This window comes from Deefgea salmonis (assembly GCF_020531905.1).
Lineage (GTDB): Bacteria > Pseudomonadota > Gammaproteobacteria > Burkholderiales > Chitinibacteraceae > Deefgea > Deefgea salmonis.
Genome location: NZ_JAJAWG010000007.1, coordinates 120,735 through 144,399, shown reverse-complemented (window position 1 = coordinate 144,399; position 23,665 = coordinate 120,735). Strand labels below are relative to the sequence as shown.

23 protein-coding genes and 1 tRNA gene are annotated in these 23,665 nt (G+C 48.0%); 16 read left to right on the top strand and 8 right to left on the bottom strand.

From position 1 onward, the window contains the following. Positions 1-219: 219 nt before the first annotated feature. A complete protein-coding gene (locus tag LG219_RS11645) occupies positions 220-2,322 on the top strand; it encodes an Ig-like domain-containing protein (protein ID WP_226764656.1) in 2,103 nt (700 codons plus the stop codon). 109 nt (positions 2,323-2,431) lie between these two features. Further along, complete coding sequence (locus LG219_RS11640) at positions 2,432-2,755, top strand: hypothetical protein (RefSeq protein ID WP_226764655.1); 324 nt, start codon at positions 2,432-2,434, stop codon at positions 2,753-2,755. 366 nt (positions 2,756-3,121) lie between these two features. Here the strand turns inward: LG219_RS11640 and LG219_RS11635 are convergent, their stop codons facing one another. Then, the gene (locus tag LG219_RS11635) at positions 3,122-3,976 is read right to left on the bottom strand and encodes an FAD-dependent oxidoreductase (RefSeq protein ID WP_226764654.1); all 855 of its coding nucleotides are present in this window, start codon (positions 3,974-3,976) and stop codon (positions 3,122-3,124) included. 222 nt (positions 3,977-4,198) lie between these two features. Here LG219_RS11635 and LG219_RS11630 point away from each other — a divergent pair, with 222 nt between their 5' ends. The 5 genes from LG219_RS11630 to LG219_RS11610 all read left to right on the top strand — a co-directional run bounded on the left by LG219_RS11630 (position 4,199) and on the right by LG219_RS11610 (position 8,369). Then, the gene (locus LG219_RS11630; RefSeq protein WP_226764653.1) at positions 4,199-5,365 is read left to right on the top strand and encodes a class I SAM-dependent methyltransferase; all 1,167 of its coding nucleotides are present in this window, start codon (positions 4,199-4,201) and stop codon (positions 5,363-5,365) included. A 207-nt stretch (positions 5,366-5,572) separates the two neighbouring features. Then, positions 5,573-6,385: a lysophospholipid acyltransferase family protein gene (locus tag LG219_RS11625; protein WP_226764652.1), complete on the top strand. Its 813-nt coding sequence runs from the start codon at positions 5,573-5,575 to the stop codon at positions 6,383-6,385. A gap of 246 nt (positions 6,386-6,631) precedes the next feature. Beyond that, complete coding sequence (locus LG219_RS11620) at positions 6,632-6,835, top strand: hypothetical protein (protein ID WP_226764651.1); 204 nt, start codon at positions 6,632-6,634, stop codon at positions 6,833-6,835. Further along, positions 6,832-7,761 (top strand): MvdC/MvdD family ATP grasp protein, encoded by a 930-nt coding sequence (locus tag LG219_RS11615; RefSeq protein WP_226764650.1) that lies wholly within the window; start codon positions 6,832-6,834, stop codon positions 7,759-7,761. The genes LG219_RS11620 and LG219_RS11615 overlap by 4 nt, the downstream gene beginning before the upstream one ends. Continuing rightward, positions 7,758-8,369 (top strand): hypothetical protein, encoded by a 612-nt coding sequence (locus tag LG219_RS11610; protein WP_226764649.1) that lies wholly within the window; start codon positions 7,758-7,760, stop codon positions 8,367-8,369. The genes LG219_RS11615 and LG219_RS11610 overlap by 4 nt, the downstream gene beginning before the upstream one ends. 370 nt (positions 8,370-8,739) lie before the next feature. On the opposite strand, the gene LG219_RS11605 is transcribed toward LG219_RS11610, so the two are convergent. Then, complete coding sequence (locus LG219_RS11605; RefSeq protein ID WP_226764648.1) at positions 8,740-10,203, bottom strand: amino acid permease; 1,464 nt, start codon at positions 10,201-10,203, stop codon at positions 8,740-8,742. A 200-nt stretch (positions 10,204-10,403) separates the two neighbouring features. On the opposite strand from LG219_RS11605, the gene LG219_RS11600 reads away from it, so the two are divergent. Further along, positions 10,404-11,717 (top strand): Na+/H+ antiporter family protein, encoded by a 1,314-nt coding sequence (locus tag LG219_RS11600; protein ID WP_226764647.1) that lies wholly within the window; start codon positions 10,404-10,406, stop codon positions 11,715-11,717. Positions 11,718-11,797: 80 nt separating this feature from the next. After that, positions 11,798-11,874: transfer RNA gene (locus LG219_RS11595), tRNA-Met, on the top strand. A 298-nt stretch (positions 11,875-12,172) separates the two neighbouring features. On the opposite strand, the gene ahpF is transcribed toward LG219_RS11595, so the two are convergent. Together ahpF and ahpC are read right to left on the bottom strand one after the other, a co-directional pair. Beyond that, on the bottom strand, positions 12,173-13,720 hold the full coding sequence (ahpF, locus tag LG219_RS11590; RefSeq protein WP_226764646.1) for an alkyl hydroperoxide reductase subunit F: 1,548 nt from the start codon (positions 13,718-13,720) through the stop codon (positions 12,173-12,175). 140 nt (positions 13,721-13,860) lie between these two features. Further along, positions 13,861-14,424, bottom strand: a complete 564-nt coding sequence (gene ahpC, locus LG219_RS11585) for an alkyl hydroperoxide reductase subunit C (protein ID WP_226764645.1) — start codon at positions 14,422-14,424, stop codon at positions 13,861-13,863. A 261-nt stretch (positions 14,425-14,685) separates the two neighbouring features. Between ahpC and LG219_RS11580 the strand changes: the two genes are divergently transcribed. The 7 genes from LG219_RS11580 (at position 14,686) to LG219_RS11550 (ending at position 19,746) form a co-directional block, all read left to right on the top strand. Then, entirely contained in the window at positions 14,686-15,465 is a 780-nt protein-coding gene (locus LG219_RS11580) for a hypothetical protein (RefSeq protein WP_226764644.1), read from the top strand. Positions 15,466-15,696: 231 nt separating this feature from the next. Next, positions 15,697-15,981 carry a DnaJ domain-containing protein gene (locus tag LG219_RS11575; RefSeq protein ID WP_226764643.1) on the top strand — a complete coding sequence of 95 codons (285 nt, stop codon included), beginning with the start codon at positions 15,697-15,699 and terminating at the stop codon, positions 15,979-15,981. Further along, positions 15,978-16,541: a hypothetical protein gene (locus tag LG219_RS11570; protein WP_226764642.1), complete on the top strand. Its 564-nt coding sequence runs from the start codon at positions 15,978-15,980 to the stop codon at positions 16,539-16,541. Before LG219_RS11575 ends, LG219_RS11570 begins: the two co-directional genes overlap by 4 nt. Positions 16,542-16,621: 80 nt before the next feature. Beyond that, the gene (locus tag LG219_RS11565) at positions 16,622-17,389 is read left to right on the top strand and encodes a hypothetical protein (RefSeq protein ID WP_226764641.1); all 768 of its coding nucleotides are present in this window, start codon (positions 16,622-16,624) and stop codon (positions 17,387-17,389) included. A 1-nt stretch (position 17,390) separates the two neighbouring features. Beyond that, positions 17,391-18,596 carry a hypothetical protein gene (locus tag LG219_RS11560; RefSeq protein WP_226764640.1) on the top strand — a complete coding sequence of 402 codons (1,206 nt, stop codon included), beginning with the start codon at positions 17,391-17,393 and terminating at the stop codon, positions 18,594-18,596. Between the two features lie 145 nt (positions 18,597-18,741). Next, positions 18,742-19,356 carry a LysE family translocator gene (locus tag LG219_RS11555; RefSeq protein WP_226764639.1) on the top strand — a complete coding sequence of 205 codons (615 nt, stop codon included), beginning with the start codon at positions 18,742-18,744 and terminating at the stop codon, positions 19,354-19,356. Positions 19,357-19,407: 51 nt separating this feature from the next. Next, entirely contained in the window at positions 19,408-19,746 is a 339-nt protein-coding gene (locus LG219_RS11550; RefSeq protein WP_226764638.1) for an FKBP-type peptidyl-prolyl cis-trans isomerase, read from the top strand. Positions 19,747-19,766: 20 nt separating this feature from the next. On the opposite strand, the gene LG219_RS11545 is transcribed toward LG219_RS11550, so the two are convergent. The 4 genes from LG219_RS11545 to rsfS form a co-directional block, all read right to left on the bottom strand. Continuing rightward, entirely contained in the window at positions 19,767-20,369 is a 603-nt protein-coding gene (locus LG219_RS11545) for a 2-hydroxychromene-2-carboxylate isomerase (RefSeq protein WP_226764637.1), read from the bottom strand. Positions 20,370-20,547: 178 nt separating this feature from the next. Next, positions 20,548-21,978, bottom strand: coding sequence for a sulfate adenylyltransferase subunit CysN (gene cysN, locus LG219_RS11540; RefSeq protein WP_226764636.1), 1,431 nt, complete (start codon positions 21,976-21,978; stop codon positions 20,548-20,550). 88 nt (positions 21,979-22,066) lie between these two features. After that, complete coding sequence (gene cysD / locus LG219_RS11535; RefSeq protein ID WP_250647306.1) at positions 22,067-22,993, bottom strand: sulfate adenylyltransferase subunit CysD; 927 nt, start codon at positions 22,991-22,993, stop codon at positions 22,067-22,069. A gap of 275 nt (positions 22,994-23,268) precedes the next feature. Next, positions 23,269-23,640 (bottom strand): ribosome silencing factor, encoded by a 372-nt coding sequence (gene rsfS, locus LG219_RS11530; protein ID WP_226764635.1) that lies wholly within the window; start codon positions 23,638-23,640, stop codon positions 23,269-23,271. Positions 23,641-23,665: the final 25 nt, after the last annotated feature.

Below are 23,665 nucleotides of genomic sequence, written 5' to 3'. Positions count from 1 at the left end.
TTCGCTCACAGCAACACGCTGCCGAGTGTTTGATTTTTCAGCGCAATCTCATGCCGCAATAGGCGGCCAGACCCGCATGACAAATAGGTGTCACTTTTAGTTAAAGTAAGCGAAAAGCAACATTCAAACAGCATATCTTGCTTAAAATGTACGAATTAAAAAATCAGCAGAAAGAAGATGCTGGTTTGTTTGTAAATAAATCGTAAAAGGCAAGACAAAATGCATTCAACCCACCGTAAAGCCCTTATTCATCTGGCCATTGCCGCAGCAATCGCCAGTACACTCACCGCCTGCGGCGGCGGCGGCCCCAGTGGCGCCGACCTGATTGCGGGAGGCAGTAGTGGCGGAGGTGGTGGCGCAACGCCGACGCCCATTCCTGCGGTTGCTAAAATCGTTCTAACACCAACACAAGCCACCCTTGCCCTTGGCGAAACCATTCAAGTGACTGCGCTAGTCGTCGATGCCAATAACAGCCCGATTGCTGGCGCGGTGGTGAATTTTACGACCGATACAACCTTAGGCTTGCTAAGCCCGAATGCAGGTCTAACCAACGCTGCTGGCCAAATGACGACCACACTCAGTGTGGCCAATATCAGCGCCAGTGGCAAAGTAGGCGAATTGATTGCCAGCGCCAAATATAAAGGCGCTACTGGCACCGATCAAACCATTACCAATTCGATGGCGTATCAAATTGGTTCTTCCACATTAAAAATTGATAGCATGCTGGCTGGCCTAACCAGCATCAGTGCCAATGCCAATACCAGCGTAGAAGTGCTGGTCAGTGCCAATGGCAAGCCAATTTCTGGGCAAACTGTTAATTTTTCATCGCAATGCGCGCAAGCTAACAAAGCCACCATCGACGCAACAGCCGTCACCAATGCCAGCGGTAAAGCGATTGCTTCATTTACTGACAAAGGCTGCGCCAACACCGATACGATTACTGCAACACTATCTAACGGACAAAGCCAAAACGTAAAAGTCGCCATTGCGCCGCCCACAGCAGCATCCCTCTCATTTAATGCGATTACCCCTACTGATGGCGTAATCACCCTCAAGGGCTATGCCAGCGCAACGCGCCCTGATACTGCCCAGGTGCAATTCAAAGTGGTCGATGCCACCGGAGCGCCAATTCCCGGTCAAGCGGTCACTTTTGCCTTAGACACATCAGCTGGCGGCGTTACTTTACTCAATGCCGTATCAGGTAAGGTCACCGTAACCACCGACAGCAATGGCATTGCAAATGCCACAGTGATTTCTGGCAATCAACCGACTTCAATCCGTGTAACTGCCACAGCGGGAGCCTTAAGTAGTACCTCAGGAAAATTAGCGATTAGCTCGGGCTTCCCAGACCAAGATTCAATTTCATTGGCTGCGGATAAATACAATATCAATGGCTGGAATTATGATGGCACCGAAGCCAAAATCACCATGCGCTTTGCCGATCACTTTAATAACCCTGTGCCGGACGGCACCGCGATTAACTTTATTACCGACGGTGGCCGTATTGGCACAGGCACCCAAGGTAGTTGCACTACGGTGGATAGCAGCTGCCAAATCACTTTAACTTCGCAAAACCCACGCCCCATCAATGGTCGAGTTCACGTGGTGGCATATGCCATTGGCGAAGAAAGTTTCTTTGACCGCTACAATCCAACAATTGATCCATTAACCAGCAAAGCAATTGGTTTTAATCTTGTTGCGGATCAAGATAGTGAGCTAAAAGACGATACAGGTAAATCAACAGATATTGGCGAAGCGTTCATAGATAAAGATGAAGACACAGTATTTAATAATAACGATCAATTAATTGACTTTAACTTTGATGGTATCTATCAAGCCGCAGATGGAAAGCTAAATGCGTCTTTATGTAAAAGCTCCACATTTACAAAATGCGCCAGCCAAAAAACACTGTATATCTTCAAACAGGCAACATTTATTTTCTCTAGTGACACGCCAAAAACACCTGTACTCAGCCCTGCGGCACCAGTTACTGGCACCTGCGGAACGAACAAAGATTACACCATCTATATCCCGGATGAAAAAGGCAATATCTTGCCCGCAGGTACGACGATCGCGATTGCAAGTACCAATGGGCAAGGTTCTGTGCTTTCTGGTACTAGCCATACCATTGGCTCATCTGCAATTGCGACCGATGCCATCGTTTTAGGTCAAACCAATTTTGGATTTAAGCTTCAATTTGCTACAACTTGTCCTGCCACGCAAAATAGCGGTATTTTAACTATCACGGTCACCACACCTGCAGGTGGCGGGCAAGCAGCAAAAATCACCACCTTCCCATATAACTACACCATAACGCCATAACTAATCGCAGTCACCCACCACTAAAGCCGCTGTTTTTCAGCGGCTTTTTATTAGCGCCAAACCATCCGGTACTGGTATTTGCTAACGCGACTTAACATCGACCAATCCCATGCAAATCATCCACCTGCACCCACTCGCCCCTACCAAACCCGCTGTGGGGGCGGTGTGTAATGGTTGCGGGGTGTGTTGTGCGGCGGAGCCTTGTCCGGTGGGGGTGTTGATTAGTCGCAAACGGCGCGGGCGGTGTGCCGCTTTGGTTTGGGATGAGGCGCAACATCGGTATTGGTGCGGCATGTTGCTCGAACCTGCGCGCTATTTACCCGTCAATTGGCCTTGGCTAAATCGGCGGATTAGCCGCTGGGCGCAGCGCTCAATTGCGGCTGGGATAGGCTGCGATTCGGACTGTGTTGTGGCCACTGAGCTGGATGCGTGAAACTCAGCTAGCAATCGACGCTGATATGGTCTTCGCCAGCGAACGCAATCTGGCACGCTTTAACCAAGGGCCTATCAAAAATAAAGCGAGATATCTTCGTACCAATACAGCTTTTAAAATCAAAAACTAACGCAAAGATGCCAAGAAAAAACGAGTCAATGCAACGGATTTTTAAATCGAGGTCGTCTGAAATAACCGTTTTTGCTTTTCTCTGCCTCTCTGCGTCTCTGCGTCAAAAGTTTTTAAATCAATTAGATGGGTATATTCATGCAGACTTTATAATGCAAAGCCTACATAAATATACCCACCAATAAATAACTCAAGACAACTCACCAAGGCTAGATCGGTGCAGAATTTACTGCACATTTAGTCACCCGATAACGCGTGATCGATTTGCTTGGCCACCACCGCAGCCTGCCCTTGGGTGAGTAAAATATTGGGGTAGCTGGGGCCGCTCATATCGCCCAGAATAAACACATCGCGGCTAATGCGCTGATCTGGGCCATACAACAGCGGAAAGACTGTCGCTGCGGTCGATGGCTGATAGCCGTAATACACTGCGGCATAATCGTAAGACTCACCGAATAACTCCACCCCGCTCGCGCTAACATTCAAAGGCAAAGCATCGCCATGCACGCGAAGATCAATCTGCGCGGCGCGTAATTGCTGTGCTAATACCGCCGATGCACGCAATGCGCTGCGTACCAGCATCACCACCGAGCAGCCCATCTCTTGCAAAATCAGTGCGTGCTCCGCAGCATTATCGCCACCGCCTAAAACCAACACCCGATGCCCAGTCTGTAAGTGGGCAATTTTTTGTAATCCCGGCCCAACAATCACCCGCTCAGCCGGAGCAAACGGCGAAACCGGCGCTGCGCCACAGGCAAACACCAGTTTTTTAGCCCGCATGGCGCGCCCATTGCTCAGCTGACAGCGCCATCCTTGATCGATTTCATCCATCTCAATCTGCGTTAATTCACCACTGAGCTCGCAGTGCGCCGTATCAATGCCCGCCAAAATAGCCGCCATATAATCGCGCCCCGACACCGCAGGCCAGCCCGGAATCCATTTCAAAACATATTGGCTGTGCGCCAAAGGGCCGCCCAAATACGCTTCGCGCTCAACAATGCGCCAGCTGCGCCCGAGCCCAGTGAGCCATTGCGCCAACGTTAGCCCGCCAACGCCGCCGCCAATAATTAATACCTCTACGTTGTCAGTCATCACTTTTAAAATATATCTCCACAAAAGCTAGCGTCTGTTGACGTTGGGTTTCCCGCTGCACTGGATCGATTTTCTTCGCCAATCACGGCGTAGTCAGCGCCGCATCGTCATGCTAACTGCGCAGGCAAGCAGGCAGCGTCGCCGCGAAAAGCACCGCACCCGCCACGCGATGAGAACCAACAATGCTAAAATCGGCGACACCTTAACTGGATCGACTTCGCCATGAATCAATTGCAATTACCTGTGCCATCGAGCGACGCGCTCAACGCCAGCCAAGCTTTATGTCAGCATATTGCCGAAACGATAGACGCCCACGGCGGCTGGATTTCTTTTGCCGACTTTATGCGCTTGGCGATGTACACCCCGGCGCTGGGTTATTACAGCGGCGGCGCGACCAAGTTTGGTGGTGCCGGCGACTTTGTCACCGCACCGGAAATCTCGCCTTTTTTTGGTGCCACGGTGGCCGCCACGTTGGCGCATGTGCTCGATGAAATCGGTCACAACAGCGCCAGCATCTTGGAAGTCGGCGCGGGCACCGGCCAACTGGCCGCTCAAATTTTGCAAGAACTCGAGCGCCGCAACGCCTTGCCCCTACACTATGCCATCTTGGAGCTTTCCGGCCAATTACGCGAGCGTCAGCGTCAAACTTTGCTTACTTTAGTACCACATTTAATCGCTCGCGTGCAGTGGCTTGATGCGCTGCCCGAGGATTTTGTCGGCGTCATCATTGGCAATGAAGTGCTCGACGCCATGCCGTGCGAGCTGGTGCAACTGGCCGATGGGCAATGGCAACAACGCGGCGTCATGGTCAGTGAGCACGGTTTTGCCATGCAAAATCGGCCGATCCAATCCGCGCAATTGGCCGCCGCTTGCGAGCCTTTGCCAACGATTCCGAACTACACCAGCGAAATTCACCTCGAAGCGCAAGGCTTTATCGCCGCACTCGGACAAAGCTTACTGCGCGGTATGATCATACTGATTGATTATGGTTTCCCGCAGCGCGAGTATTACCATCCAGAACGCAGTATGGGCACGCTGATTGGCCATTATCGCCACCACACCATTCACGACCCATTCTTTTACCCCGGGCTCACTGACATCACCTGCCACGTTGATTTTACCGCGATGTATACCGCTGCAGAAGGCAGTGGACTTAGCCTAGAGGGCTATACCACTCAGGCCAGCTATTTGCTCGATGCCGGCATTCTCGACCTCGCCCAGCAATTACCCACCACCAGCATCGACTATATGAAAAGCGCTGCTGCCATTCAAAAACTCACTACCCACGCCGAAATGGGCGAGATTTTTAAAGTGATCGCCTTTTCTAAAGGCCTCACTGGCGACACCGCCCCCGGTTTACGCGGGCGCGATCGCTCTGGCGAGTTATAAAATCCTTACGCCCCACCGCTGAGTGGGGCGTGGCTTGCGACGCTTGCTATCGCTAAACCGCAGCCAAAACCACACACAAAACCAGATAAATCCGCTTTACACCCCGAGACAATACTGAATCGCACGCAGTTGGTGTATGTTGATGCCCGCGTAAGCAATACGCGTCGCAAACACCAATGCACGCCAATTGAACAAGGGTAAGTCGTGATGAGAACTTGGTTGAGAATCCATCGATTGCAGCAATTTATACGACATGTGATTTACGGCATGCTGCTGGTGCGCTTTCAGTTTCCTCGACTCCATCACGCAGCACGGCTGAATAAAACCCAAGCTTGGTCGCAACAATTAGCGCAAAAACTCGGCTTCACCCTCAAAGTCTTTGGCCAAGCCACCCCGCTACACCCTGCCAATCATCTACTGCTGGCCAATCACATCTCATGGTTTGATATTTTTGCCATCAATAGCGTCACCGTCGCCCGCTTTGTCGCCCGCGCCGACGTGCAAACTTGGCCAGTCATCGGCATGCTGTGCCAAGGCGCTGGCACGGTATTTATTGATCGCAGCAAAGCCCGCGACACCCAACGCGTCAATGCCAGCATCAGCAGCGCGCTCAATAATCAAGAATGCATCGCTTTTTTCCCCGAAGGCACCACCAGCGACGGCCAAGCAATTCGCCCATTCAAAGCCTCGCTCATCCAAAGCGCCTTTGAAACCAACGCCACCATCCAACCCATCTACCTGCGCTACACCAACGCCGCCGGCCAATACGCCAGCGACGCAGCGTACATCGACGACATGAGCATTGTCGACTCGCTGTGGCAAATCACCGGCGCGCAGCACCTCTGTATCGAACTCCATTTTCTAACGCCAATCAAACCCGAAGGCCACGATAGACGCAGCCTCAACAAAGAAGTCGAAGCCATGATCCGCGCTAAACATGACAGCTTGCAGGCGACTGGCGCTTCGCAGCAACCAACCTGCGCGCAAGGTGTGGATGAGGCGGTGACCTCGACGATGTGAGGGATAGTTACTGGGTATGGCTGGCGGGGCTTTTTAGATCAAGGGCTGTGAGCGAATACAGCAAAGGTTGATATACGCGTGGTAAACGTTGGGCTGCACAGGCTTATCCAAGCTATGGTGAAACTTTAAGCACAACAAGACTTACTCTTGTGATAAGCTAGTTTTCAACAATGTAATTATTCAAAGAAGTCATCATAAATAATTAGTATCCTTTCTAATTTAGAAGTAATTAAACAAGGAACAAGAATGCAAGAACATTTACTAATAAGGTTAGCAAAAAGAAAACCTTACCATCAGACACCAGAAATGCCAGAAGGTAGTTTTTTTAACAATACACGAGGCCTTTGGATAAAAAACAACAATCCACTTATACAACACAGCTCTGAATTTGGCGTACAAGCAACAAAAAAGTGTGATTTAGAAACTGGAGAGGATCAAAAAGGAGAATGAAAAAATCATGTTTAATTATTTCAAGCATATATGACTTCTCTATTGATTTGGTTATTCAAGAATTAGAAAAATCAAAAGTTGATTACATAAGACTAAACAAAGAAAATATTCACAAGCATCAAATAAGCATTGATCCAGAAAAAAAAACAATATCAATCACTGGAAATGGGATTAACAGGAAAATCAAAAAAATAAAATCAATTTGGTTTAGGCAGCCCATATTTTTAAGGAATACACCAGAAAAATCTTTGAGCTTAGAAGATCAACTATCTAAATCTCAATGGACTGCATTTTTACGAGGTCTTATGATTTTTGATGATGCATTTTGGATGAACTGGCCTGCAAACACCTACTCTTCAGAATCCAAACCATATCAACTTATGATCGCATCAAAAATTGGATTTAAAATACCAAAAACACAAATCAGCAATAGTTTTAATGAGGCCAAGTCATTCCAAGAAAAGATAATAGTAAAATCTTTAGATACTGTATTACTCAGGGATGGTGATGACTGTCTATTCACATATACTTCAAGCGTTAAAAAATCCGATTTAACTTATGAAACAATTGGATCTGCACCTTTAATAGTCCAAAACTATATAACAAACAAGACTGATATTAGAGTAACAATAATCAAAAAGCATATTTTTTCAGTAAAAATAACATCCAATGGATATGGTATTGATGACGACTGGAGATTATTAAAAAAAGATGAATTAGAGTACACCAACATCGAACTACCAAAAAAAATAAAATCAAAATGCTATAAATTAATGGTGGCACTAGGGCTTAATTTTGGCGCAATTGACTTAATCGAGAGCAATGGAGATTATTACTTCATAGAAATAAACCCTACAGGTGAATGGGGTTGGCTCTCAAACGAAGATAGAAAAATAGAGCTCTGCATTGCGGAGGCGCTATCATGAAAAAAATAATAACAACATCAAGAAACTTATTTTTTATTTCATTCCCATTCGTACATTTACTTGGTTTTGAACAAAGAAAAAAAGTAGATGCGGAAGATTTCATGAGTGAGAAAAATCTATTTTATTACGAATTAGACAATAAAATACTAACCGAAAGATTAAAAGAAGAACACACAAGGTCAAAAACAATTGATGACAAAACATCTAAATTTAATTTAGGGTTAAGTTTATGCTTAACTGCCATAGGCGTGATAGCTAACACAACCACAAGATCATTGCCAAACAGTGAAATCAAGCCATTTATCATTGCTCTACTAAGCCTATCACCTATATACATGCTAATTGGAGGAATAGTCTCTTTAATGGCATTCAAATTAATGCCTACATATGGCTATGGTAGTATTTTTGAGTATAGGAAATCAAAAAATGAACGAATAGAAATAATAAAAGCCCTCATAGGGCAAGAAAATATCAACCTAATAAAACAGGTCAATAATGAAATTGCATATCAATGCATACGAAACGGTTTTATAATTTTCCTTATCGCTCTGATTATTACAAGTATCGCAACAATACAAGAAGCCTACTTGACATCGCCATCAAAGTAACAGCATTAACTGCGTAAGATAACAGGATGGACTATTATCTCATAAAATGGCATCAGTCTTTCAATATGAGGTTTTCAAATCCACGATGCTAATAACTCGCCGCGGTGTTTCGTGAAGCGATGTACGTTTAACACAGCGCAACCTCACACTCTTCAGTAAGGCGTCATCGCCAAAGACATTACGTCACAACAGCATTGGCGTATTGCCGCTGCGCGTCGAATACACCCTACACATGAATGTATTTGATTGCAGACCACGAGCCACAACCGTTACAAGCAATACCCATATGATTTAGATATTGCGCCTTGATTTTTTCTGCCCAAAAAAATAGCCCCGACCTGCGGGGCTATTTCTGCATTTGCTAGCGAAATTAATCGCGCTGGCTGTCTAAATCCATTTTTTCATACGTGATAAATTGCGTTTTGTTTTTGTAGCGATAGCTAAGCCAAATCAACAAAAACAGTGGAATACCGATATAAGTAGCAACCACACTGCCCCAATCAATAGTTCCGGCCATAAAGGCTTGGTAGTTCTGGCCGAGCATAATAATCATGCACAAGGCAAAGGCAAACATCGGGCCAAAGGGATAAAACTTTGAGCGATATGGTAAATCACTTAAGTCACGGCCTTGCAAGATATAGGCTTTACGAAAGCGATAATGGCAAATCGCAATCCCGAGCCAAGCAATAAAGCCGGTCATCCCGGAGGTGCTCAATAGCCATAAATACACGGTTTTTTCACCAAAGACCGAGGCAAAAAAGCATAGCATGGCCACCAAAGTCGTCGCGTATAAAGCATTACGCGGCACGCCATTATTTGACAATTTGGCGAACATTTTTGGCGCTTTGCCTTCTGTAGCCAATGAATACAACATGCGGCTTGAAGCATACATGCCAGAGTTACCGGCCGATAAAATCGCCGTTAAAATCACCGCGTTCATCACGCTCGCGGCAAAGGCAATGCCGGCATTTTGAAACACCAAGGTAAACGGACTAACGCCAACATTGGCCAAATCGCTTTTAAGCAAATTAGGGTCAGTGTAGGGAATCAACATGCCGATGACGAAAATCGCCAATACATAAAACAGCAAGATGCGCCAAAACACTTGCTTGATCGCACGCGGAATGTTTTTTTGCGGGTTTTCGGATTCGCCAGCGGCAATACCGACTAATTCAGTGCCTTGGAATGAGAACCCGGCAATCATCGCCACCCCGAGCATGGCGGGGAAGCCACCGACAAAAGGACCATCGCCCATGGTGAAGTTTTCAAAACCAACGCTGTGCGTGCCATTTAAGATGCCAAAAATCATCAACACACCGGTGATGATAAAGATCACCACGGTCACAACTTTAATCAGCGAGAACCAAAATTCAGCTTCACCAAAGCCTTTCACCGAGAGGTAGTTGAGTGAAAACATAATCGCAAGGAACAAGGCGCTCCACAGCATGCCCGAGCTGTCTGGAAACCAAAACTTCATCACCATGCTGGCCGCAGCCAATTCAACGGCAATGGTCACTGCCCAGTTGTACCAGTAGTTCCAACCGAGGGCAAAGCCAAAACCGGGCTCAACAAATTTAGCCCCGTAAGTCGAGAACGAGCCTGAAACCGGCATGTACGCGGCCATTTCGGCCAAGCTGGTCATTAAGAAATACACCATCAAACCGATCACGGCGTAAGCAGCCAAAGCGCCACCAGCGCCCGCTTGGGCCACCGTCGCGCCCGAGGCCACAAATAAACCGGTCCCAATCGAGCCACCAATGGCAATCATGGAAAGATGACGTACACGCAAATTGCGTTTGAGGTGGGGTGCCGTCTGGGCTTCCTCTGCGATCATGCTAAATCCTTTGAACATAAAACGGGGAGCAAAACCAATCTTCACCCCCAAGGGGACAAGATGGTATCAGCTCAGATCGATTCCTAATACCCATAAAATCCCATATACGCAATCAAGCGAAACATCAATTGATGATTTATCTCTAAACAAATCCCCCCTTCTACAGGTAAAGTGGCATCTTTTTGACCAAGTTTTTACTTATGAATGCCGTTTTAATTGCAGTAACACTGATGCTCGCGCTCTCTTTGAGCCGCATTCATGTGGTGGTCAGTATCCTCATTAGTGCTGTGGTCGGCGGTTTGGTCGGCGGTTTAGAGCTAAGTAAAACCATCGCCGCATTCAATGGCGGCCTCGGTGGTGGTGCAGGGATTGCGCTGTCTTACGCGCTGCTGGGCGCTTTTGCCTTGGCGCTGGCCGAATCGGGTTTACCGCACGCGATGGCCGATGGCTTGGCCAAATTAAGTGCCAAAAGCAGCAATACCCAGCGGGTTAAATGGGGCATTGTGTTGGCCGTTTTGGCGCTGGCGATTTCGTCGCAAAATATTTTGCCGATTCATATCGCGTTTATTCCTTTGGTGATTCCGCCGCTGCTCTTTACGCTGGCACAATTTAAAGTCGACCGCCGTTTATTGGCGTGTGTGATGACGTTTGGTTTGATTACGCCGTATATGTTGTTCCCAGTTGGCTTTGGTGAGATTTTCTTAACGCAAATTTTATTGGGCAGCATTACCAAATCGGGCTTAGATGTCAGCCAAGTGAATGTGATGCACGCGATGGCGCTGCCGGCATTGGGGATGGTGTTTGGTTTACTCACCGCCGTGTTTGTCACTTACCGTAAACCGCGCCAATACAATATGGACGTGCTCAAAGCGGTTGAGCGCGAAGACAGTCGCTATACACGTCGCTCATTGAGCGTGGCGGCACTGGCGATGGTCACGACCTTTATCGTGCAACTGTGCGTTGATTCGATGCTGCTCGGGGCGCTAGCAGGCTTTACCGTCTGTGTACTCGGTGGCGCAGTGCCTTGGCGACAAGCCGATAGTGTCTTTAGCGAAGGCATGAAAATGATGGCCGGCATTGGCCTGATTATGATTGCCGCCTCGGGCATGGCCGAAGTGCTCAAAGCCACGGGCGACGTAGGCAGCTTGGTCACGCAATCGGCCGATCTGATCGGCAATAGCAAAGCACTGGCGGCGTTTTTGATGTTGCTGGTTGGTTTAGTGGTGACCTTGGGCATTGGCTCTTCATTCTCAACAGTCCCTATCCTCGCTACCATCTACGTACCGCTGGCGATGCAGCTCGGCTTTAGCCCTGAAGCGATTGTTTGCTTGGTCGGCACGGCGGGTGCATTGGGTGACGCTGGATCGCCAGCGTCTGATTCAACACTGGGCCCAACCGCTGGTTTAAATGTCGATGGTCAGCACAATCATATTTGGGATACTTCGGTACCGACTTTCTTGCACTTCAACCTGCCATTAATGGCATTTGGTTGGGTTGCGGTGATGGTTTTATAAATATTTTGCGTTTTATCTGATTATTTATAAAAAAGGGCTTGCCAAGATTAAATTCATCGGTGATAATAGCGCCCTCTCTTGGCTATGTAGCTCAGTTGGTTAGAGCACAGCACTCATAATGCTGGGGTCGCAGGTTCGAGTCCCGCCATAGCCACCAGTTATCATTCTCTGGCTAGCACAGAGAATTCAAAAGCCCCGTCAATCTTAGGATTACGGGGTTTTTTGTTGTCTGCTCGATATTGACCAGCTAGGTATTGCTATCTAAGCCTTTAAAATAAAGCAATGCAAACACATACCCCATAAAAACACGCATATAGCATGCACGCTATGTAGCCATGCGCCTGCCTTACGATAGGCCGAGATCACGCGACAAGCAGTTGCTCTTGCGCTGATTTTAATCCGCATAAAAAAACGAGGCGCTTGGCCTCGTTTTTTACGTCATTTTAATCTCGCGATTAATGCCCGCTGCGAATCAGGTGATCAAACGCTGATAACGAGGCTTTGGCGCCTTCGCCCATGGCGATAATGATTTGTTTAAACGGCACGGTGGTCACGTCACCGGCAGCAAATACGCCCGGCACCGAAGTCTGGCCACGAGCATCGACGATGATTTCGCCACTAGGGCTTAAATCGACCACGCCTTTTAACCAATCGGTATTAGGCAACAAACCAATCTGCACAAAGATGCCTTCTAGCTCAATGCTGCGCGCTTCACCAGAAGCACGATCGGTGTAGTTGAGCGCCGTTACTTTTTCGCCATTGCCGATCACGGCCGTGGTTTGCGCTTGCGTCAAGATCGTTACATTCGGCAGGCTGCGCAATTTGCTTTGCAATACCGCATCAGCGCGCATTTGTTCGCCAAACTCAAGCAAGGTCACATGACTCACAATCCCCGCCAAATCAATCGCCGCTTCGACGCCGGAATTGCCGCCACCAATCACCGCCACGCGCTTGCCTTTAAACAATGGACCATCGCAATGCGGGCAGTACGCCACGCCACGACCACGGTATTCTTGCTCGCCCGGCACATTCATTTCACGCCAGCGCGCACCGGTCGACAAAATCACGCTGCGACTTTGCAGCTTTGCGCCGTTGGCCAATTCAATCTCAATCAAATCGCCCGGAGTTAATTTGCTAGCGCGTTGCAAATTCATAATATCCACATCGTATTCGCGGACATGATTTTCTAAGGCGCTGGCCAATTTTGGGCCTTCGGTGGCTTTAACCGAAATAAAATTCTCAATGCCCATGGTATCGAGCACTTGGCCGCCAAAACGCTCAGCAACCACGCCAGTACGAATCCCTTTACGGGCGGCATATACCGCAGCCGAGGCGCCAGCTGGGCCACCACCGACGACCAACACATCAAACGCTGCTTTGGCGTTAATGTCTTGCGCGGCACGCTCACCGCTGCGGGTATCGAGTTTGGCCACGACTTCTTCAATCGTCATCCGACCTTGACCAAAAGGCTGCTCGTTGAGCAACACGGTTGGTACCGCCATCACGCGCTGCTCAGCAACATAATCTTGATACAAAGCACCATCGACCATGGTGTGGGTAATCGCTGGATTGAGCACCGCCAATAAATTCAATGCTTGCACGACATCAGGGCAGTTGTGGCAAGACAAAGAAATAAACGACACAAAATTCAATGGGCCTGGCAATGATTTAATCGTAGCAATCGTCGCATCATCGACCCGTGGTGGATGGCCGCCCACTTGCAATAAAGCCAAGACCAAAGACGTAAATTCATGACCCAATGGAATACCGGCAAAATGCACGCGCGGTGCATCGCCAAGACGAGCAATAGCAAACGATGGGCGCAAGGCAGCAACGCCATCCATACGCACCGTGACTTTAGAATTTAAAGCGGCGATTTCTTGCAATAAAGTGCCCATTTCATTGGCGGCGGCAGTTTGATCTAATGAAGCAATCAATTCGATCGGATATTGTAGTTTTTCGAGGTAGCCCTGCAATTGGGCACTAATTTGGGCATCGAGCATGGGGATTCTCCGGTTGAATTTCACTGATCAAGGGAAACTTGATCACTGAAATCCATGCCGCCAGCGGCGGCACGGATTAACAGACTGATCTAAATACTGATTACTTAGATCGCTAAAGCAGGAGGTTTACAGCGCAGGAATTAGATCTTGCCAACCAAATCCAAAGACGGCTTCAAAGTGTCTTCGCCTGGCGTCCATTTTGCTGGGCAAACTTCACCTGGATGGCTCGCAATGTATTGTGCTGCTTGTACTTTGCGGAGCAATTCTTTGGCGTCACGGCCAATACCCAAGTCATGAATTTCAGCCACTTTGATCTCGCCTTCTGGGTTGATCACGAACGTGCCGCGCAATGCCAAGCCTTCTTCTTCGATCATCACATCAAAGTTGCGAGTAATCGCACCAGTTGGATCACCGATCATTGGGTAGTTGATTTTTTTGATGGTGTCAGACGCATCGTGCCAAGCTTTGTGAGTGAAGTGGGTATCGGTCGATACTGAGTACACTTCAACGCCCATTTTTTGGAATTCTGGGTAGACATCCGCCAAGTCGCCTAACTCAGTTGGGCAAACAAAAGTAAAGTCAGCTGGGTAAAAGAAAACAATCGACCACTTACCTTTTAGCGTTTCATCGCTAACAGGAACAAATTTGCCTTCGTGGTAAGCAGTTGCTTTGAAAGGTTTGATAACGGTATTGATAATGGCCATGGTGTAGCTCCTTGTGAACAGCGTTGTGTGTAATTGACAGAAGCCATTCTAGCCACAATTGATCGATAGTTAAAATGAAATATTTACATCGACTCGTTAGTTTTTTTATATCACACATCACCGAGCAGCAAGACCAACCACCTCAGTTGAAGCGCCCTTTGAAAAACGCCGCCAAGCTGATCAAAAACTGTCTATTTCATTTCTCGTCTTGTATGCTTAACTGAGTCCGGCAAAGGCATATCGTGTAGAGGCGAAATAATCATGTATCCAAAAATATTATTTTCTTTGTTTGGTCTTGCTTGCTTAGCCACAAGCTATGCCAATGATTGCAATGGCATCAAAACGCCCAATTACACGTTTCCCGTCAATGACCCCAATTTTCATGGTGTGGCCATTGAATTGCCGGGCATTTTAGAAAACAGTAAGACAGGGCCATTTCCTGAGCTCATCGCCGTCATCAATCAGTTTTATCCCGCCGGCAAAATCGACTTCAGCCTTGAACCGGTCAAACGAGTGTACCTCGACATCAATAACAAAAATGCGGATTTTCGCTTTCCTACGATGAAGATCAAAGATGGTGCAAAAAATGCCGCGCCGTATCAATATTCCAAAGAAATGCTCGGTAAAGTCACCTTCGTGCTGTACACCAACAAAAAACAAATCATCCCCAAAGAGCAAGTGACCCAAGCCAATAACGACACCAAACTACTTATTGAAGCGCCACCAGCCGACTGGGGGTTTCCAACGCGCAGCGTAGTAAATTTGGAGCAGTCGCTCAAAAAACTCAATGCCGGTCGCATTGCAGGCGTGCTGTGGGCGCAAGAAGAAAGCGACTATCTGATCAAAAAATTAAAGCTGCACCAAATCCACCGCGCCCACTTTGAAGACTACCCCGATGTATTGTTTTTTTCTTGCAATGAGCGTGGCGACTTCGTCAATGACGCCATTAGTAAAGCCATTAAAGCGGCAAGAGATAGCGGCGCACTCGAAAAAGCCTACGTTAAAGTCCATAAGCCTTATCAAGATTGGCAACCTGAGTAGCGAATCGAGCACGCCTTGCTTGCAAGGCAATAAGGCCAGTCAAAATCTGCTATAATCGCGCCCACTTGTTGCTATTATTTTGAGCTGGGTTTAGCCCGATAGCACCTTGATTTGCTAAGCACTTCAGCAAATTTGGCGCTCCCAGTGATCAATTTCAAAGTCCGCTTCGCAAGAAGTGGGCTTTTTGTTTGCTGGCTCACAAGATCACCCTCTACAAATTGAGGTTACTTGATGTCTTTACACGATCATTATGCACAGCTGGGTGTTCAGCCCAATGCCAGCATCGAACTGATTAAAGCGGCCTACCGCCGCAATGCGACTAAATTTCACCCCGATCGAAACGCGGCCCCCGATGCGGCGGCGCGTTTTCGAGAAATTCAAGTGGCTTACGAAGTGCTATCTGATAGCGAAAAACGCAAAGCTTACGATGATTATCGTCAGCGCAGTTTAATTGATGATCCTTTGGCTATTGCCCAAGAGATTAGCGCCAAATATCTACAAGGTTTGTTTCAGTGAATATCTCACCCTTTTTTGCCGAATTAATGCCCGTTTACGACGCCGAGCTCGATGACTTGATGACCGATTCAGAAGGTCGTCCGGCGCTAAAAAAACGCCTGAATGAAAAACGCCAACAATTTGCGCATCTATTGCCGATGATTGAATTCAGCCCTGAAATGGTGGCGGTGGTTTTCTACAATGCATTTAGCTTTACTTCACCGGCCATGATGAAAGCACTCATCACTAGCGAGCCTGATGGCGATGATTTTATCTCTTGGGATCAATTGCAAGACAATCTCACTATTGCCGATTGGGCGCAGCAATACACTGCAGCAGCGGTTGCTGCCGATGGTGGCGAGCAATTTTTAGTGATCGCCGCGGCACTGGAATATTTGCGACTCAAAGGCGGCCACTACAGTAGCGCGCCAGAAAGTCACGCCGAGTCGGAGTCAATTGACGACGATCACGATGTTTACAATTCAGACGACGATGGCGGGCAGATGGGTGATTTAGAAGAATCTGGCGCATCTTGGTTATCAGAGCAAGGTTTTGAATCGCACGAATCAGAGAGTAAATAAGTGGCCGCAATCGGTACCGACCCGCGTCGGTTGACCATTGGCTCTTGCTACCAAAATTCAACGCTGCAAAAGGACTGATCATGCATCCAGCAATTATCAATGCCTCACAACTCATTTTGGTTGGCGATATTTTAGGCGCCGAAAAAGTGCTGTCCGATATTGCCGATCAACACGGCGATACGGCGCTGATGCAAATTTTGGGCGATGTTGCGCCCAAAGATTTGCTAGCCATTATGCGCGAATATGATTCATCCAAAGAATCTTTACTGAGCATGATGGTCACCCCCGAGCAATTTGCCCGCGCAGTCGTGCTCGATAAGCACTATGGCGAGCGCAATAAAGACAAAATGCGCGGCATGATCAATGCGGTGATTTATAAAAATCCCGATTTAACCAGCGAATATCTCGAGCCGATTTTTAAAGCCGCCGGTGGTGTTGAGACGATGGCGGATTATTTTTATGGCCGTTTAGAAGACGTGCTCAACTTTGTGATGCACGCCAGCAATACCACCACACCACTGCCTTTTTTATCAGACGATGGCGATAGCACCAGCGATGAAATTCGCGAGTTCTTTAATGTGTTTCATTCGTTGGAACATATTTTGGATAAAACCAACTGGAGTTATACCCGCTCAGAAGTGGCTGATAACGACTGGAAAGAAACCATTTGGCTGCTATTTCACGAGCTACCCGATGAATTTGAATTACTCATCGGCGAATTACAAGGCCGCGTTTTAATGCAAGCAATGCGCAATGAGCGTCGCAGCAAACCGATTAGCGATAGCGCACTCGAGAGCCTGATGCAGGCGATTAGCAAAACGGATGATGCTGAGGAGTCGGCAATTTAATATGAGCATCAGTACCACCGTCACCACGTTTGACTCACGCCGCTTTTTTGATAAAGCTTTTGTCTACGGCGTTCAGCACGGCATTATCAGTGCTGAACGGCAAACAATGATTCAAGCCGATTTAGCCAAGGGCATGGTGCAGATTGCCAATTATTTTGGCACGGCTTACCTGCGCCCCGATCTAGAGCTAGCGATTATCCGCATCACCAATTTGATCAGTATTTACCTCGAAGATCACGCTCAAGGTGATGTGCAAGTCGCAGCGCAATCGCTGCAAAATAACTCGTTGTTGTCGCACTCAAAACAAGGCGCCGATATGCTGCGCCGCCTGCATAGCCAGCCCAAGGAAACCTTGCTGCTGCAATATGGCGCGGCATCAACCGAAGAGCAGCAATCGTTTCTCAATGAAATGAGCCGTGAATCGCAGATTTCGTGGCCCGACTACCAAGCTCAATTAGCGCGGGGACAAGCGATTCAAAACCAGTTAGACCTTGGCTTTTGGCTGGCCAAAAAACTGAAATTAGCTAGCGAAGAAATTTGCGATGCCGAGCAACTGATCAACACCGCAATGCTGTTGATTTTGGCACCGAAAGCCGCGATGAAGCTGCCCAAACGCAGTGAGTTTGATGCTTTGCTTAAAGCGGTTAAACCGAAAAAAATCAGCGAAAACCCTGAGCGATTCGCGTTATTTTTTAGCGATGCGCCAACAAAAATCGAGCAAATCGCCCAACAAGAGATGGATCGATTTATCGCCCAAGAATGGCCAAAAATTCGCAGCAATCAATTGAATCTGGCCCATTACTACCTCCATGGCGGCATTGATGCGATTAGTGACTACGATGCAGCCATTGCCAAAAACTGGCAGCGCATTAGCCATAACGATGACAATAGCGTGATTGCCACGCTGTTTTTATTGGTCGCCACCGGGCAGCCGGTTAAATCAGGCATGCTCAAACGCGAAGCCACCGCCATGGTGCAAGCGCTGCGCGAGAATGGCCTGAACGACGCCGCTGTGATTGAATTTATCGAGCAGCATGTACCGGTTGAATTGCGCGAAGAATTAACTGATTTTTGGCTCAACGATTTAAAAGAAGACGCAGACACCGCTCTTGCCAATAAAGACCCAGATTTTCCGGATCTGTATATGGAACGCGCTTTTAAATATCTGCAAAACAACTGCAATACTACCTGGAAAGGCCGTAGCTAAATACCCATCTCATGGGGTATCTGACTACAGCCTTTATGCAAAAATAGCCCCAGAGCAATACCCTATAGTCTACTTGGTTTTAGCTTGCCCTTTGGTGTTGGTGCTACCGGCAAGCCAAGGCCAACAGCGCCTCAGGAGATAAAAAATGTCTTTGCAGATTTGGCTGGCTTTTATTGCCACCACTTGCTTTATCTCGGCAACGCCCGGGCCCAATATGTTGCTGATGATTAGCCACGGTGCACGCTATGGCTGGCGAGCAACAACGGCGACGATGGCGGGAACGATTGTCGGTTTGGCCTTGCTACTGAGTGCTTCGGCGATGGGAGTCAGTACCATTTTAGCGGCTTCAGCGCCGCTATTTACCGCGTTAAAAATGGTTGGTGCTTTGTATTTACTGTATTTAGGCTATCAATGCTGGCATGCCGGTAGCCAACTGTCGCTGCCGAATGCCAACGCCGATACGCCGCGCGCCCGCTTTCGTACCGGACTGACGATCGCCTTGTCGAACCCCAAAGCGATTTTATTTGCCGGTGCTTTTTTGCCGCAGTTTATTAACCCCAGTTTGCCGCAAGGCCCACAGTGGCTGATTTTACTCAGTAGCTTTTTTGTGATTGAGCTTAGTTGGCAGCTGATTTATGCCTTGGGCGGCATGTCGCTAGCGCGCTGGTTGGCCAGCGGCCAAAGAATTAAAGCGTTTAATCGTAGCTGTGCGCTGGCTTTTTTTGCCGTGGGTGGGGCTTTAGCCTTTGCCAAACGTTAAAGACTGCAGCACTGCAATACCGATTTTTATTCACTCATGAATTTAAAGACTATGACTACAGAACTCATCATCGAAGACCTCGTCGTTGGGCAAGGCAAGGCCGCAGTGAAAGGCGCTTTAATCACCACCCACTACACCGGCACTTTGCTTGACGGCACGGTGTTTGATTCTTCACACCATAAAGGCAAGCCATTTCAATGCGTTATTGGGACTGGCCGAGTGATTAAAGGCTGGGATCAAGGGCTGATGGGGATGCAAGTCGGCGGCAAGCGCAAGTTATTCGTCCCAGCGCATTTGGCCTATGGCGAGCGGCAAATTGGCGAACATATCAAACCCAATTCTGATTTGTATTTTGAAATTGAATTATTAGAAGTATTAACGCGCGACTAAGCCGCATCTGCGGTGGAGCGCTAGTATGGCCCAGTAGCCAGCCAGCGCTCGAGTTGCGGCAAACGATCATTGCCCCAAAAGCGCTCGCCCCCCACCATAAAAAATGGCGAGCCAAAGACACCGCGCGCCTCAGCCATATCGACCTCGGCCTTGACCCGAGCACGACTGCTTGGATTACTGCAGGCCTCGTGAAATTCTGCTGCAGAAATATCCACTTGGCTTGCCAGCGCTTGCAGCTCTTCTAAGATGGCGATGTTTTTATTTTCGACAAAATAAGCCTTCAGCACCAAGCTGGCAAAAGCCGTGCCTTGCTGCGGATCACGATCATGAATGGTGTGAAACAGCCGTGCCGCCTGTTCGGTATTCACGCCAACTAAAGTCGGCGTTTGATAAGCAATGCCGTAATAAGCCGCCAAACGCTGAGCATCGCGCTTCATATAATCGGTTCGCATCATATTGCCGGCCAGTTTCATCCGCTCAATCGATTGAAAATGATCATTTAACACAATCGCATGCCAACGACTCGAGCGACCGTATTTTTCTGCAAGGGGTTCGATCAATTGGGAGGCGATATAGCCATAAGGTGAGGAAAAATCAAAATAAAAATCAATGGCCAGCGACATCTTTAGTATTCCTATTATTGGCGCGTCAGCGGGTAAACTCATGGCCTCAGTTTAGATGCTGAATCTACATTCGGTAAGCTTTCACTGCGAATTTAATCCACATTATTTTCGCTGCGCTGGCCGCATCGCCATAAAAAAACCCGCGATAACGCGGGTTCAATGGCTAAAACTCCAGCAATTACTTCAATAAATCCAAAACGTCTTTTGCGCCCCAATGCGGGAAATGTTTGCGAACCAGCACATTCAAATCGGCCTCAAAAGCACGTAAACGCGTCAATTCATCGACTTCAGCCACCGCCGCCACTGCTGGGGCATGGATCATACCAGCGGCAGACGTGGCGTTGCTTAAGCGATCAATAATGATCAAATTACCCGTACCACGGCATTCGCGGTAGGTATCAAATGCTATCGGCGCAGTCAAATCAATACGCACCAAACCAATCTCATTGAGTTTGAGTTCTTGCACGTTCAGATGATCAAGGCTATTCACGTCGATACGATACTGGATGGAGGTAACGCGCCCGAAGCATTGTTTACCGCCGAGCTTGACCATATACTCCTTGCCAACCACCAACGGCGCTTCGTTCATCCACACCAAATGCGCATCAAACGCACTGCCCACATGTGGCTGCGCGTCTTGGGCCCGAACAATCATATCGCCGCGAGAAATGTCGATTTCATCTTCCAGCGTGAGCGTGATCGCTTGGCCAGAATACGCTGCGGGCTGCTCGCCTTCAAACGCGACAATCGCTTTGACTGTCGATTTTTTGCCTGATGGCAGCGCGATAATTTCGTCGCCCGGCAACACATGGCCAGCGGCAATCGTGCCGCAGAAGCCACGGAAATCGAGATTCGGGCGATTGACGTATTGCACTGGCAGACGGAATGCATCGAGCTTAGCGTTTTTATTGATTTGGACTGATTCGAGCAAGCCCATCAAAGTTTGGCCTTCGTACCACGGCGTTTTGTCGGACTCATTGACGACGTTATCGCCGCGCAGCGCCGACAATGGCACGAATTCGATGTCTTCAATCGCCAAATCTTTAGCAAAATCGAGATACTGCGCGCAAATTTCTTGGTAACGCGCTTCCGAGAACTCAACCAAATCCATTTTGTTCACGGCAACGATGACTTGCTTGATACCGAGCAGTGACACAATAAAGCTGTGGCGACGCGTTTGCGTTTGCACGCCGTAACGCGCATCGATCAAGATAATTGCGAGGTCAGACGTTGAAGCACCCGTTGCCATATTGCGCGTGTATTGCTCGTGCCCTGGGCAATCGGCGATGATGAATTTGCGTTTTTCAGTACTGAAATAACGGTAAGCCACGTCAATGGTAATGCCCTGCTCACGCTCGGCTTGCAAGCCGTCAACCAGCAGCGCCAAGTCGATTTCTTGGTCGGTGGTGTTAAATTTTTGGCTGTCTTTTTGAATCGCCGCGAGGTGATCTTCAAAAATCAGTTTTGAGTCATGCAGCAAACGACCGATCAAAGTCGATTTACCGTCATCCACATTGCCGCAAGTAATAAAACGCAGCATGTCTTTGTTTTCGTGTTGCTTCAAATACGCCAAGATATCGCTGGCGATCAGTTCTGATTGATTTGACATGTGTAAAACCCCGGGAGTGGGGAGTGGGGATTGGGGAGTCGGAGGAGCTAAGCTCAACTCCCTACTCCCTATTCCCTATTCCCCGATGTTAGAAATAGCCTTCCATTTTTTTCTTTTCCATCGAGCCAGATGAGTCATGGTCAATGGCGCGGCCTTGGCGCTCGGAGGTGGTCGCCAGCAGCATTTCCTGAATCACTTCAGGCAAGGTGGCGGCTTTTGACTCCACGGCACCAGTCAATGGATAGCAACCTAGCGTTCGGAAACGCACCCATTTTTTACTGATCGTCGCTTTTTGCTCTGGCGTCAGATATTGCAAAATGCGGTCATCGTCGACCATCACCAAAGAACCGTTGTATTCAACGACTTCACGCTCTTCTGACAAATACAGCGGCACGATCTCGATGTTTTCCATATAGATGTATTGCCAGATGTCGAGCTCAGTCCAATTCGAAATCGGAAATACGCGAATCGATTCGCCTTTGTCGACTTTCGAGTTGTAGATATTCCACAGCTCGGGGCGCTGATTTTTTGGATCCCAACGATGGTTTTTATCGCGGAATGAATACACCCGCTCTTTGGCGCGCGATTTTTCTTCGTCACGACGTGCACCACCAAAAGCCGCGTCAAAACCGTATTTATTTAACGCTTGTTTTAAGCCTTCGGTTTTCATCACATCGGTATGCTTGGCTGAGCCAGCGGTAAACGGATTAATCCCCGCCGCGACGCCATCTTCGTTCACGTGGCGAATCAAATTCCAACCGTCTGCGATTTGTTTATCGCGCAGCTTATACATTTCTTGGAATTTCCACGTCGTATCGACGTGCATCAACGGAAATGGTGGTTTGCCCGGCGCAAAGGCTTTTTTAGCTAAATGCAGCATCACGGCAGAATCTTTGCCAATTGAATACAGCATGACGGGATTTTCAAATTCAGCGGCCACTTCACGAATGATGTGGATCGATTCGGCTTCAAGCTGCTTTAAGTGCGTCAGCCTTGCTTCGGACAAAGTATTCATAGCGCCTACAATCAAGATGATCTGGGAATAGATGAACTGTACGGAATATTAAGCGAATAAAAAAGATCATTTGCTTATATAGATATAATGCCGGATCCGCATCCAATTGAATAAATTAATTTCGCGCATCATCGCAGCCCAAATCGTACTGAATATACGAGCTGCAGCAGCGCGGTTTGTTTATCCAACTTTTGCGTAGATACGGCCTGCGTCTGAACCACGCAGGCGTAAAAAAAGGCGAGTCCAGCAAAGCTGGAACTCACCTTGTGCAGTAATTACACTGCAGACCAAGCTTTACCCATTGGGTTAAAGGTTGGTTTTTGACCACCCCATAATTGCTCAAGGTCATAATAATCACGCACTGCAGGCAACATCACGTGCACAATCAAACTACCGGCATCAACCAAAACCCAATCGCCAGTCTCTTCACCTTCAGTGCTGAGAATTTCATAACCTTTGGCTTTCAAATCAACCGCCACATTATTGGCCAATGCGCGAACTTGGCGGTTTGATTCGCCAGTTGCGACGATCATGCAATCGAATAAATCAGTCAGTGTAGTGGTATCCAAAACTTGGATTTCTTTACCTTTAATATCTTCAAGCGCCAAAACGGCGATATCACGCATTGCGTCGACGTATTCTGTCATTGTATTTCCTTGTAAAAGCTTCATC

What these genes read in the sequence shown, in the direction of transcription:
- LG219_RS11645 (WP_226764656.1), top strand. Translation starts at nt 220, where the DNA reads ATGCATTCAACCCACCGTAAAGCCCTTATTCATCTGGCCATTGCCGCA.
- LG219_RS11640 (WP_226764655.1), top strand. Translation starts at nt 2,432, where the DNA reads ATGCAAATCATCCACCTGCACCCACTCGCCCCTACCAAACCCGCTGTG.
- LG219_RS11635 (WP_226764654.1), bottom strand. Translation starts at nt 3,976, where the DNA reads ATGACTGACAACGTAGAGGTATTAATTATTGGCGGCGGCGTTGGCGGG.
- LG219_RS11630 (WP_226764653.1), top strand. Translation starts at nt 4,199, where the DNA reads ATGAATCAATTGCAATTACCTGTGCCATCGAGCGACGCGCTCAACGCC.
- LG219_RS11625 (WP_226764652.1), top strand. Translation starts at nt 5,573, where the DNA reads ATGAGAACTTGGTTGAGAATCCATCGATTGCAGCAATTTATACGACAT.
- LG219_RS11620 (WP_226764651.1), top strand. Translation starts at nt 6,632, where the DNA reads ATGCAAGAACATTTACTAATAAGGTTAGCAAAAAGAAAACCTTACCAT.
- LG219_RS11615 (WP_226764650.1), top strand. Translation starts at nt 6,832, where the DNA reads ATGAAAAAATCATGTTTAATTATTTCAAGCATATATGACTTCTCTATT.
- LG219_RS11610 (WP_226764649.1), top strand. Translation starts at nt 7,758, where the DNA reads ATGAAAAAAATAATAACAACATCAAGAAACTTATTTTTTATTTCATTC.
- LG219_RS11605 (WP_226764648.1), bottom strand. Translation starts at nt 10,203, where the DNA reads ATGATCGCAGAGGAAGCCCAGACGGCACCCCACCTCAAACGCAATTTG.
- LG219_RS11600 (WP_226764647.1), top strand. Translation starts at nt 10,404, where the DNA reads ATGAATGCCGTTTTAATTGCAGTAACACTGATGCTCGCGCTCTCTTTG.
- ahpF (WP_226764646.1), bottom strand. Translation starts at nt 13,720, where the DNA reads ATGCTCGATGCCCAAATTAGTGCCCAATTGCAGGGCTACCTCGAAAAA.
- ahpC (WP_226764645.1), bottom strand. Translation starts at nt 14,424, where the DNA reads ATGGCCATTATCAATACCGTTATCAAACCTTTCAAAGCAACTGCTTAC.
- LG219_RS11580 (WP_226764644.1), top strand. Translation starts at nt 14,686, where the DNA reads ATGTATCCAAAAATATTATTTTCTTTGTTTGGTCTTGCTTGCTTAGCC.
- LG219_RS11575 (WP_226764643.1), top strand. Translation starts at nt 15,697, where the DNA reads ATGTCTTTACACGATCATTATGCACAGCTGGGTGTTCAGCCCAATGCC.
- LG219_RS11565 (WP_226764641.1), top strand. Translation starts at nt 16,622, where the DNA reads ATGCATCCAGCAATTATCAATGCCTCACAACTCATTTTGGTTGGCGAT.
- LG219_RS11560 (WP_226764640.1), top strand. Translation starts at nt 17,391, where the DNA reads ATGAGCATCAGTACCACCGTCACCACGTTTGACTCACGCCGCTTTTTT.
- LG219_RS11555 (WP_226764639.1), top strand. Translation starts at nt 18,742, where the DNA reads ATGTCTTTGCAGATTTGGCTGGCTTTTATTGCCACCACTTGCTTTATC.
- LG219_RS11550 (WP_226764638.1), top strand. Translation starts at nt 19,408, where the DNA reads ATGACTACAGAACTCATCATCGAAGACCTCGTCGTTGGGCAAGGCAAG.
- LG219_RS11545 (WP_226764637.1), bottom strand. Translation starts at nt 20,369, where the DNA reads ATGTCGCTGGCCATTGATTTTTATTTTGATTTTTCCTCACCTTATGGC.
- cysN (WP_226764636.1), bottom strand. Translation starts at nt 21,978, where the DNA reads ATGTCAAATCAATCAGAACTGATCGCCAGCGATATCTTGGCGTATTTG.
- cysD (WP_250647306.1), bottom strand. Translation starts at nt 22,993, where the DNA reads ATGAATACTTTGTCCGAAGCAAGGCTGACGCACTTAAAGCAGCTTGAA.
- rsfS (WP_226764635.1), bottom strand. Translation starts at nt 23,640, where the DNA reads ATGACAGAATACGTCGACGCAATGCGTGATATCGCCGTTTTGGCGCTT.